The 11519-nt window shown below is 33.1% G+C and carries 13 protein-coding genes and 2 pseudogenes; 6 read left to right on the forward strand and 9 right to left on the reverse strand.

Annotation, left to right across the window (positions count from 1 at the left end; genetic code table 11):
- Window positions 1–4: 4 nt before the first annotated feature.
- From ACTNEP_RS19000 to ACTNEP_RS19020, 5 genes are read right to left on the reverse strand one after another with little or no spacing between them, the layout of a single operon-like run.
- A complete protein-coding gene (locus ACTNEP_RS19000; RefSeq protein WP_441163537.1) occupies window positions 5–1288 on the reverse strand; it encodes a PTS sugar transporter subunit IIC in 1284 nt (427 codons plus the stop codon).
- A gap of 18 nt (window positions 1289–1306) precedes the next feature.
- Window positions 1307–1597, reverse strand: coding sequence for a PTS sugar transporter subunit IIB (locus tag ACTNEP_RS19005; protein WP_441163538.1), 291 nt, complete (start codon window positions 1595–1597; stop codon window positions 1307–1309).
- 13 nt (window positions 1598–1610) lie between these two features.
- On the reverse strand, window positions 1611–2603 hold the full coding sequence (locus tag ACTNEP_RS19010; protein ID WP_441163539.1) for a 6-phosphofructokinase: 993 nt from the start codon (window positions 2601–2603) through the stop codon (window positions 1611–1613).
- Window positions 2600–3043 (reverse strand): PTS sugar transporter subunit IIA, encoded by a 444-nt coding sequence (locus tag ACTNEP_RS19015; protein ID WP_441163540.1) that lies wholly within the window; start codon window positions 3041–3043, stop codon window positions 2600–2602. The genes ACTNEP_RS19010 and ACTNEP_RS19015 overlap by 4 nt, the downstream gene beginning before the upstream one ends.
- Window positions 3040–4995: a BglG family transcription antiterminator gene (locus ACTNEP_RS19020; protein WP_441163541.1), complete on the reverse strand. Its 1956-nt coding sequence runs from the start codon at window positions 4993–4995 to the stop codon at window positions 3040–3042. The genes ACTNEP_RS19015 and ACTNEP_RS19020 overlap by 4 nt, the downstream gene beginning before the upstream one ends.
- Before the next feature lie 275 nt (window positions 4996–5270).
- Between ACTNEP_RS19020 and ACTNEP_RS19025 the strand changes: the two are divergent.
- Window positions 5271–5610: pseudogene (locus ACTNEP_RS19025) on the forward strand (transposase); the annotation flags it as partial.
- Window positions 5611–5717: 107 nt separating this feature from the next.
- Here ACTNEP_RS19025 and ACTNEP_RS19030 read toward each other — a convergent pair.
- The 4 genes from ACTNEP_RS19030 to ACTNEP_RS19045 all read right to left on the reverse strand — a co-directional run bounded on the left by ACTNEP_RS19030 (window position 5718) and on the right by ACTNEP_RS19045 (window position 7394).
- Window positions 5718–5972, reverse strand: a complete 255-nt coding sequence (locus ACTNEP_RS19030; RefSeq protein ID WP_441163542.1) for a hypothetical protein — start codon at window positions 5970–5972, stop codon at window positions 5718–5720.
- A 4-nt stretch (window positions 5973–5976) separates the two neighbouring features.
- Window positions 5977–6342: an SHOCT-like domain-containing protein gene (locus ACTNEP_RS19035; protein WP_441163543.1), complete on the reverse strand. Its 366-nt coding sequence runs from the start codon at window positions 6340–6342 to the stop codon at window positions 5977–5979.
- A gap of 174 nt (window positions 6343–6516) precedes the next feature.
- Window positions 6517–6891: a DUF2089 domain-containing protein gene (locus tag ACTNEP_RS19040; protein ID WP_441163544.1), complete on the reverse strand. Its 375-nt coding sequence runs from the start codon at window positions 6889–6891 to the stop codon at window positions 6517–6519.
- Between the two features lie 311 nt (window positions 6892–7202).
- Window positions 7203–7394 (reverse strand): Spo0E family sporulation regulatory protein-aspartic acid phosphatase, encoded by a 192-nt coding sequence (locus tag ACTNEP_RS19045; RefSeq protein ID WP_441163545.1) that lies wholly within the window; start codon window positions 7392–7394, stop codon window positions 7203–7205.
- Window positions 7395–8108: 714 nt separating this feature from the next.
- On the opposite strand from ACTNEP_RS19045, the gene ACTNEP_RS19050 reads away from it, so the two are divergent.
- The 5 genes and pseudogenes from ACTNEP_RS19050 to ACTNEP_RS19070 all read left to right on the forward strand — a co-directional run bounded on the left by ACTNEP_RS19050 (window position 8109) and on the right by ACTNEP_RS19070 (window position 11432).
- Window positions 8109–8438 (forward strand): helix-turn-helix domain-containing protein, encoded by a 330-nt coding sequence (locus ACTNEP_RS19050; protein WP_441163546.1) that lies wholly within the window; start codon window positions 8109–8111, stop codon window positions 8436–8438.
- Window positions 8439–9032: 594 nt separating this feature from the next.
- Window positions 9033–9326, forward strand: coding sequence for a helix-turn-helix transcriptional regulator (locus tag ACTNEP_RS19055; protein WP_441163547.1), 294 nt, complete (start codon window positions 9033–9035; stop codon window positions 9324–9326).
- Window positions 9316–9765, forward strand: a complete 450-nt coding sequence (locus ACTNEP_RS19060; protein ID WP_441163548.1) for a competence protein ComK — start codon at window positions 9316–9318, stop codon at window positions 9763–9765. Before ACTNEP_RS19055 ends, ACTNEP_RS19060 begins: the two co-directional genes overlap by 11 nt.
- Before the next feature lie 473 nt (window positions 9766–10238).
- Window positions 10239–11028: pseudogene (locus ACTNEP_RS19065) on the forward strand (helix-turn-helix domain-containing protein).
- The gene (locus ACTNEP_RS19070) at window positions 11028–11432 is read left to right on the forward strand and encodes a VOC family protein (protein ID WP_441163549.1); all 405 of its coding nucleotides are present in this window, start codon (window positions 11028–11030) and stop codon (window positions 11430–11432) included. The pseudogene ACTNEP_RS19065 and the gene ACTNEP_RS19070 overlap by 1 nt, the downstream one beginning before the upstream one ends.
- The last annotated feature ends 87 nt before the right edge of the window (window positions 11433–11519 follow it).

Genomic DNA, 11519 nt, shown 5'->3' on the forward strand with positions numbered 1-11519 from the left:
TCCTTTATGCAAATAAATTCATGATTGGATGGATCAACCATTCAAATATCAGACCAGCTGCTACTGTATCAACATCAGTCGCTGTTGTATTAACAAATCCAAGACTATTAAAATGAGGTACTAACAGTGCTGGAAGTAAGGTAATGAAAAACCCATGAGCGATACCACCGATTAATACTCCTCGCTTTCCACCAACAGCATTCATAAAAATACCTGCTGTTCCCCCTGCAAAGAAATTAGTAAGCATACCAGGTAAAATCATTGCCAATCCAAACCATGGAAGAACAAACATCGCAATTACAGTCCCTATTGTTGTTGTGATAAAACCTGCTGTTACAGCATTAGGTGCATATGGAAACAATACAGGACAATCTAATGCTGGCTTCGCATCTGGTACAAGCTTTAGGGCAATACCTCTAAAGGCTGGCACGATTTCTGCTAATAACAAACGAACACCTGAAAGTAATACGTAAACACCAACAACAAATTGAACAGCTTGTAAGAAAGCATAGACGATATAATTCACATCTCCTGATAACGATGAGCCAAAGTCAGCTCCGGCAAAAATCGCTGTAATAACATATAACGGGACCATAACAATGGCTACAGAAAGGTACGTATCAGATAAGAACCCTAACCCTTTTGGAAACTTAATATTTTCTGTTGAGCCTGAATTTTTACCCACCACTTTTGATACACCCGCTGCAAACATATAGCCAACTGTACAAAAATGACCTAATGCTATATCATTTGTTCCGGTTATTTTCTTTACAATCGGCTGTGCTATGGCAGGCATTGCCACAGCAAAAATACCACCTACTAAACCACCAATAAGAATTAGCCATATTCCAGAGAAGCCTGCAGCACTACCAAACACAGTTGTCATCGTAGCCATCCATAATAGCGCTTGACCTGTTAAGAATATATATTTCCATTTGGTGAATCTAGCTAAAATGATGTTGAAAACAAATATGGCCAGGAATGTTAACGCGATTTGATTAGCTAATCCTAGATCATTCATCGCTTGCCCATTAATTGCCTCAATAGATGGTACAATACCCTCCATCCCAAAACCTTCAGAGAATATATCACCAAAATATAGTAATGAACCGACAATGATTGATGAACCCGCAGATAGAACTAGAAACCCTAGCATTGTCTTAAAACTACCGGACATTACTTCACCGAAAGGCTTTCGTTGCAATAATAGTCCTGCAAACGCAATTAATGCTATGGTTATCGAAGCCTGTGTCAAAATACTATTGATAATAAAGTCAATGACTGCCATTATGATAACCCCCTTTATTTATAGCGCCCCTTTTGCCTTTAAAACAGGAACTAATTTTTCTTCAATTTCATTTTTATCCACTAAACGATCTAAGAAAATCAGGTCTGCTGGCAAATCATATCTTCTAAACTGTGATTCAAAGTTTTTACCTGAAATAATAATGTCTGCTCTTGTTCCTGCTGCAGATGCAATATCTGAATGATCTACAGATGCCTGTACCCCTAAATCTTGAAGGACACTCTCGACGCTCATTTGACAAGCAAAACTACTACCTAAGCCTGCTCCACATACGACTAATATTTGTAACATGTGCTCACCTCCTTTAATAGATTATCTTGTTATATTGTTTAGCTATTTCAACTGTTTGAGGATGAAGGCTATTAGACTGCTTCCTTATTTGTTGAAATGATGATACTTGTATTTGACCGTTGTTTACCCCTACCATCACACCAAAATTATCATCAAGTACGCATTGAGCAACTTTCGCACCTATTTTTGCGGCAATTGATGCATCTTTGAATGATGGTCTACCTGCTCTGATATAGTAACCTGCTATAGACTTTCTTACTCTTATTCCAGTACCTTCTTCAATGGTTCTTGCAATTTCAAAAGATACACCTTGACTACCAGATTGATATTTTTTATCCTCATAGGCAGCTTCTGAGCAAACGATAATTAATGATTGCTTTTGCTTTAATTTTTCTTGGACAACCTTAGTAATCTTCTCCTGATCTGTAATGTATTCTGGAACTATGGCTAAATCGGCAGCACCAGCAATAACACTTTCTAATGCTAAATTGCCAGATTGGCCTCCTAAAACTTCAACCATAAATATCCTTCCAGGCATATTTGCAGCCGTATCATGTAATCCGTATAAATGATCGATTAGTTTATTTAACGCAGTATCAAAACCAACGCTGTATTCACTACCATTTACATCATTATCAACAGTCATCGGTACAAATATAGTAGGAAGACCTTCTTCATGAAGTAATTGTGCTGCCTTTTGTGACCCATTGCCACCACATACGATTAAACAGTCAAAACCTTCTGATTGCATCGTTAGACGCAATTTGTCTCTACCTTCTTGCGTATAAGGCAGATCACTTCTACCTGTTTGAATATAGTGGATCCCGCCAAGCACTTTATTTTCCCCATACTTTGGTGTTAAATGAATAGGAGTATTTGTTGTGATCCCATTGTATCCTCCATGAAAACCATATAAATGGATATGTTTATTGTTTATAAGCATATCAATTGCCGAGTTAATACCAGCTCCATCTCCGCCACTTGTAATAAGAGCGACCTTTCTCATAAGACATCCTCCCCTATCAAATTATTTAAATCCGTCAGTGAAGTAATAGAGGAAAGCTTATCTATTAAACCCTTTTCTATAATTTTCACAATCAATTTAATTATTTCTAAATGCTGTTCATTGTCAGTTGCTGAAAAGCTAATCATAATTTTGACAGGTGCCGTCGTTCCTTGAAAATATACTGGCGTTTTTAACGTTACTAAGCTCATCCCAACTTTTAATGCCCCATTTTCTGGCCTGGTATGTGGGATAGCAATACCTGGAGAAATAACGATATATGGACCATATTCCTTTACATTGTTAATTACTTCTGTTGCATAATCTTCCGTCACATATCCATTCTTTCTTAATAATGCAACACTTTTGTATATCGCATCCTCCCAATCTTTTACCTCCACATTAAACTGTACATTATCCTTGGTAAAATAAGTTTCAGTCATAAATTTTTCTCCTTGTACTTACTTAAATTTCTTATGAAATCATCATAATTATAAGTGGATATTAATTTCGCAATACCAAACTCTTCGATCAAAAAGCTGTAAAGCTGTTTAAAGATAATCTCCCACGTTTTTTGTTTATTCTTTGGAACACTTAAAACAATAACTACCTGAACCTTCTCTTTATCCCACATTATCGGCTTTTTCAAAATACAAACTGCAATACCTATACTTTGCATGTTATTATCTAGTGGATGCGGAATAGCAAGTAAGTTACTAAGTTCTGTCGATGCCATCCTTTCCCTCTCATATATAGAGTCCTTTGTATACTTATCGATATACTGCTTCGAATACATAAGATTCGTGATAAAATCTAGAACCTCTTCTTTCGACTGTAAATCTATATTTTTCACGAATAGATCTCGATGAAATATATTGCTAAAATTCATATCGCTTAATTCAACACTATCTTCCATGATTTTTTGTTTTATCAACGATAAGTCATGCTTGCTTAGGATAGGACTAACAGTGAAAATTTTATCGGATTCTACTTCAATCGGAACTGTTGAAACTACAATATCTACCTGTTCAAGTAAATGTTGATTAAAGTCTATTAAGCTTACCGTTTCTACCACATTAACTTGGTTACCATAATAACTTAATATTTTTTCTCTGATTAATGAGGCTGTTGCTAGTCCTGAACCGCAAACTATCAAAATCTTTTTTACGTCTTGATTATTTAACCCCTTCTTCTCTAAAGCCACACCAAAGTGGATAGCCAAAAGCCCTATTTCATTTTCATGTATACGTAAATTTGTTAGTTCATTAAGTTTGCTACTGGCGATGGCTGCAAGTTGAAATGCTAAAGGATAATTATTTTTGATACTGTGAAGCTCCTCATTTCTACTATTCATTTGGTATTCCATTCTTTTTAGAGCGACACTAAGGTGAATGATTAATCCTTCCTTTAACTTCTGATCTTCATCAAAGGAAATGGATGTTTTCTCTTTGATTTCCTCCAACACTAGTTCTACCATGACTTTAATTTTCTGGTATTCTTTATATTCCATATCTTTTCTATACAGCCTGCTACTTGCAAGTAGGTGTTGTGTGATATAAAAGATCTCTGGTTCAATATTGATCTGTAACTTGGCATTAATCTCACGAATGATCTCCTTGGCTACTTTGTATTCCTTAGTAGTTTTTAAATTCTCCGTAATATTCATGTGACAATCTGACAATCTATTTTTTAAATAGCGTCTTATCGTTATTTCGATATGAATAATGAAATTTTCTAGCGCTACATCTGTTAATTTCAATTGATTTCTTAATAATACTTGCAACGTAATATCTTTTAATCGTTTAATTTCATTATCTGGAAATAGATCATTATACACTCCGATACTTTGATGATTAAATAAATACTGGGAAATGCAATATCTTATTTTATCCTCCTTTCCTTTCACTCTAATTCCATTAAATCTGTCTGTTACAAGCCCAAGTCCATATGACGCTATTTTTGCTTTTACTAATGGAATATAACTTTTCAAAGTAGAAGTGCTGATAAACAATTCTTCTGCTAACTCTTCTTGATAAACACATGTATCTGTCAAACAATTCATTAAAATCTTCCTAATAATTTGTTCCTCTATACCACCTTCTTCTTCCGCATTTTTACTATTTAACGCTGTTGAATGTTGCATGACATGAAGGTGGGATGAACAGAATTGTTGAAAAATTCCTTCCTGCTTTACATTTAGTTCATATCCCTTTCCTTTGTGTGATACAATTTCTGCACCATGTTTTGTCATGGCTTCATTCAACCTTTTGATATCATTTCTAATCGTTCTGGTTGTAACCTCCAACAGCAATGAGAGACTTTTTCCCGTCTGAACCTCCTTACTGTTTTGTAACAAATGAAGAATCTCTACCTCTCTTTTACTTAGTAGCGTCATTTTCATTTGCTCCTTTCTGTCTTTAGTATAAGTAAGCACTTACAATTTATTAAGTTAATCTTTTTCCGCTTTAGCGGAAATTTGTTTGATTCCTATTATACGCTTAGTTGTACGGGCTCCATATATGGTTTTTTTATTTTATGGAGGGATATAAAGAGGAATTTCTTTACGATTAAGTATCCATAAATAGAAAACAGGAGATGGAGAAAGCTGAATACCATATCACCCAAATAACAAGGAAGGAGTAGAGCGTACATTACTTAGATTTGTATGGTATTATGGCTTGTCATAGTGTATTTGATAGCTTTCAATAACCATGCCTAGGTGCGATGGATGTTTGGAAATAGAACTTCTCCCATGTGGAACAACGGTTTGATTATGGAAGTACCATACGCAACAAATGCGGCAGAAAGTATACACTCTTAGCTTTAGAAAAGTAACGAAAAAAAGAGCATTCCCAAACGAGAACGCTCTTCAAAAATCTTGTGTTTACGAACGAAAGAACTTGAAAATAAATGGGAAAGTGGCCATCTTTTACAATAGGCGATGGTCATGAACCAGCTATTCATTCATGACCATCTTAATGAACGTGTATTAAAGTATTTAGATTCTTGAGAAGCCCCTTACTAACAACTTTGGTGATAAGGACTTGCATTTAATAATTACCCAATATGAGTGACCATTGTACAAGTAATCCATTGTTGTTATGCTTTCTTCAAGTTCTATAGGGTAATTTTTACTTCTGTTCCATCTTTCGCTTTTATATAAACAAGCTCTGTTCCTTTAAATTCTTTGAAGGTTTTTAATACTTTTTTTATCGTTCTATCATCCAGCTGATCAATAATCTCTTCTGCATTATTTACACGCTTTAGGAACGTTTTCAAAACGCGTTTTGAGACGAATATCCTCAAAAGGCTAGTTGGGAATAAGATACGTATTGGGACCTTCAACTCGTTTGTTACGACCTTTATTCTCATGGCTTTACTCAATAACTATTTTTACTTTTTCGCCTTTTGCACTGTCAATATCAACAATAGGTCCCTCGACATTATTGGAGATGGCATCGAGGATTAAATTGATATCGACCCCGTTTAAATGCTCTTGGACAGCAGGGATGTTTTCAATCGCACCGTGTAATGACTTTACTAATTTTAATGGCAAATTAACATTTACTTTGTCACCCTCAGCATCCACGATGACTTTCAAGCTTTTAGACATATAACTGTCGTTATCTACTACAGATGATGCTGCTTCTTCCTTTAACGTTGATATAATTTCTGTTGCCTCGCTATTACTCAACTTACCTTCTTGGACTAGTTCTAACACTTTCATAATTTCGTTTTCCAATTTGTCCACTCCTTATTTAATTTTTAGTTTTGGTCTCAAAAATTCATCTGAAAGAAGGATGTCACCTTTCGTTGCTATCAAATTTTTTTATCTCTCGACAAGGCATTTTTCTTTTTGTTAAAATAAACGTATCAATATTTTTTCTTGCCTTCACTTTTTTGAGTGAAGGTTTTTTTATTTTTTCTTTAATAGCTTAATGGCTTCCTCTGCACTTAGTTCACCATTGCTTAACCTGTCAATAACATCCTTCTTCTCATCTTCTTTTGCCTGTTTCATCTGGTAAGGGTCACCCAATTCAGCAATAATTTCTTCCAGCTTATTTCGTACGGTTGGGTAAGAAATATTGAGGACTTTTTCCACTTCTTTAATGCTTCCACGACATAAAATAAACGTCTCGATAAACTCCATTTGTTCTTTTTTTAAAGAAAGTAACTTTGGAAACTCAAATGTGTTTTCCATAGTTGTATGGCAATGCCCACACGTTAGTTTCGTTACATTTAACCCCTCCCCACAGACTGGACAGGTTGTAATGACTGTTCTACCCATCATTTTCCACCTCCTTTACATTTATTATATGATGATAAATTTAAAAAAGTCAAATAATTTATTTAAATATTTAATAAAATAATTAATTTTTTGAATATGTAAATTGATTTTGTTTAATTACAAGGTCGGAATCAGGGTTAAATAGAAATTTTCAGCAACAAATATGAGAAATTTAATGAAACTAAAAAGCGCAGGAGGATATGATGAATTATAATATTAAGCGGTAGGGTAAAAAATAAAATGGAGACTTTTTTTAAAAATAAATGAATCAGTAGCGAAGATATGAATGAAGAAGCATTAGTTACAGCCAAAGGTTACCACTTCCTCTTGATTCGTCTGTCTTTCATTACCCTTTGATAGATTTTTATATATTCATCTAATAATTTACTGTATTCTAAAGTGGTAGGTGCAGTTAAACCATCTCGCAATCCTATAGCTACTAACTCGTCACGCATTACTTCAATTCGTTCTAACAATGAGTCAATATTTGCTTCACTATTACCCATGCTAAAATCCCCCTTAATCAATAACGTAATGTCGATAATCCTTCTTAAGTAAGTTTTCAGGGAAGAATATAGGAGATAGATTTCGAGGAGTTTCTTAAAGCTTACTTTCAAGAGGCAACAAAAAGAGTCAGTAGGTCATCATAATCTTGTTGACGTGTGTTTTGCTCTCCATATTAAACTCAATCTTCATCCCAATCAAAATTTCTTCTTCACCTTCGAATCGATCTATATTAATTATAATTGCCATTTATTAAATGCCATCGCCTAACACATCCACCTGCAAAACACTAAAAATCAACATCTTTCAAACAGTTTTAGTGATTTATGTAGACGAAAGTCATACTTTAATTATGCTATCGAAATTTCTTTTCGATTATTGAGCATACAAAATCTCACTTCCTCTAAATGATTACCTTACTAAACCAAGGTATTATCTAATAGAATACTTTAACTTCTATGTTTTTTGATATAGCCTTTGTTTTACTCTTCTTGATTGTTTTCATCAAATATTATATAAATTTCTTTTATGTAATTAATCTAAGACCTTCTTTCGATACGGAAAATTTCTAATATCTTTTAAAGCTATAAACTGCAATTATTATATCATATATAACTATAATTTTAAAATAATTTATAGTTATTTACGATTTTTTATTTTGAGAATTTAAACTTTTAGACAATTAAACAATTTATAATAGTTTTAGGTGATGTAATATGGATATTGGAAAAAGAATAAAAAATATACGTCTAGCAAAAGGGATGAAACTAACTGAAGTTGCTAAAAAGGCGTTTATTTCGCAACCTTACTTAAGTGATATTGAAAATGGGAGAACTACCCCATCAATAGATAAACTAGCAGCGATTTGTGAGGTACTGGATACTTCTTTAAGCGAATTTTTCGGAGTGGAAAAAGAATTATCTGCAGAAACACAACGTTTAATAGAAAATGTTAAGCAATTAACGGAAGAAGAAGTACAATCACTAGGAAATTTTATAGAGATAATGTTAAAAAGAGAATCACCCGTCTCAAAGCATAAAAAATAATTTTATAGTTTTTATTTTTCAACTCAAGTAATTACTTAAACTTACTTTCTGCTAAGAGAACTTAAGAATATGGATATTTAAAAAGAAAACAACAAGCGCAGGATTGAAAAATACTTTTAATCCTGCGCTTGTTTTATAACGAATTGTAATATTAAGCGCAATATTTAAAGAACTCGGATTTAAAAACCCCCAAAACAGCTCCATCGAGAAGGTAAGTAACCACCCCCACCAAACACATGGAATATCGGAAGTTGCCAAAATCTCACGAGAAACACAAGAATCTCTTATACATTGTCACTAATTAACAAGAATCTACTAAATATTTAAAATGGGGAAAAACTCAAATAACTGTTGTAGTTACTTTGACCAACTGTAATTTAAAGAGAGTGTGACAAATACAAGAAATTATGCTAGGTGCTTATCTTCGTGTTTTTGTTGAATTCTCCTATCTTAGGTAAAAAAATCATTTTATTTAGCTTTCGAGGATTTTCTTGAAAAATAGAAAAATCACACCCTCAATACGTGCCACTCGACGTGTTAACCAAAAATCATTTCCATGATAATAAATGAAAAGGGATGTTGAGGGGTTAAACAGTGGCAAATCAAGATAGTATTGAAGGTAAAATACTTGGGTATTGTATCAGACAATTTCGAGAGAATTTAAAAGCAGAGGATCCGAAATGGACCCAAGAATATGTAGGTAGAATCGCCGGAATTGATGAACGGCATTATGGTAAAATTGAACGTGGTAAATACCCTCAAACCTCATTCATTACGATAGGAAAAATTGCGAAAGCATTAAATTGTTCCCTGGATACCCTTTTTGAAAATTACGAAAGAGAACTTTTAGCATATAAAAGAAGAACTGGTGAAGTAGATGAGGAATAATTATCGAATTACGCCAGACACAATGGCCATTTTCCCCATGTATGATCTAGTTTATGAATCTTCCATACTTGAATATAACCAAACCGTCACTAGAGAAGAAAAACCAATTGATATTATTAAAGAAAATTGCTTACACTACGGATCTAGCTATCACGGTCGTATAGCATCTGTCCAACATCATTTAAAGTTTAAACAGAAAACCCCCGTTCCTATAACACCAACCAAAGAAATCTATTCTTTCCCAACACAGTCCGCTACATCATTTGATTGTATTTGGATATTTTTTCATGCAATTAAACAGGTAGAAAATAAAGAACAACAATCCACTATTACCTTTATTAATGGTGAAGTAGTGGATATTGATACATCGTATTACACCATTCAAAAACAATATAATCGTACTGGGATGGTTAAAGTATTGATGGAGCAATTCATATAGGCAAAGAATAATATTTAAAAGGAACAAATATTCTATACCTATTAGAAATAACCTTACTTTATAATCTTGATTTCTTATTCTTATCATCCGATCGAAATCATTCAATAAAGCAGGACGATTACAGCGAATCCAAAAGCATGAATTTTCTTATGGTATATTGTCTATAAATTTCGTCCCTTTTATATTTATATCTTACGGTAATACATATAATCTTGTATTTATAACATAACTTTTATGTATGGTATCCCCATTATTGTCTTTCTCAGCTATCATTATATATTCTTCAGTAGAAAACCCTATTTTTTTAAATCTTTAGCACTATAACTCTGAAGCTCTATCATAACACCAAAAATACATTTTATGCCTTATTTGGAGCTAGAATAAAACCAATTCAACCATAGTTTTGCATTTTCACCATCAGTATGTATAATATTACCATAGAAAAATAAGTAATCTATTATGAAGATTGTAATATGATAAAAAATGATTCTACCAGTTTCGATTTACATGCAAAAAGTGACCAATTTTACTGGGAAGGAACTGGTCAACTATCTATAAAAACATTTTCTAATGGCAAAGCCCACTATAAGACTAATAAAGGCTTTTTTGCTGTTGAAGAGAGTAGATACCTACTTCTCGTTAAAGGTAAATACACACTATCAATTAATGAGTCTGAAGTCGTGGAATTATTTTGTTTGCTAGAGAAGTCTTTCATTCTTAAATGATAGTCTTTTAAGCGATCCATTTAAGGATACAAATTCTATTGGTTATGAGGTACAATTCCATAAGATAATGTATTCTATTTTAAGAACACTTTAATACATACAAAGAAATCTAATCATTACATGCAATTCGTAATTCTACATGTGAAGAACTTTATAGAAGAATAAATATTGCACATGATTATATCAGATCATATTTTAATCATCCTATAAAATTAGAAGAAATTGCTAAGGTTGCTTGTTTTTCACCTAACCATTTCTTAAGGACTTGCTTTCAAGTATATGGTAAACACCTCATTAGCTATTTCAGAACTTAGAATACAAAAAGCAAAACAATTATTAACAGAATTAGACCATAATTTGACCTATATAACCTTTGAAGTAGGATTTTAAAATCCTGTATCCTTTAGTAAAATGTTAAAGCTAATATGTCAGTTTATCTCCTGAAGAATATCGAAAAAAGGTGATATTGGATAAGATATTTGAAGGGAGATTATTTATTCTTATTAAGAATAAGATATTTGAAGGGAGATATGTTTAATGGAAACTGCAATGATTAATAATGTTGGGCAAATTGGTGTACCTGTTAAAGATTTAAATAGAGCACTGGATTTTTATAAAGAAAAATTAGGTCTCTCTCTTTTATTTAACACTGACAGTATGGCTTTCTTTGAATGCGATGGTTTACGGCTCATGTTAACACTTCCAGAGAAAGATGAATTTGCACAATCGAGTTCAGTGATTTATTTTCAAGTAGATAATATTAAAAATACTTATAAGCGCTTAGTAGACAAAGAAGTTACTTTTGTCGATGAACCACATGTTGTAGCGAAAATGGGACAAACCGAAACATGGATGGTATTTTTTAAAGATACAGAAGGTAACATTCATGCATTGATGAGTGAAGTACACGTTAAAGAAGGGCTTGTCAAGAAAAGTGTGTAAGTTATTCTAAATACTTTAACACACGTTCATTAAGGTGATCATGAATTAACAGCTGATTCATGACCATTGCCCATTGTTGAATATGGC

The organism is Gracilibacillus sp. HCP3S3_G5_2, from assembly GCF_052063305.1.
Lineage (GTDB): Bacteria > Bacillota > Bacilli > Bacillales > Amphibacillaceae > Gracilibacillus.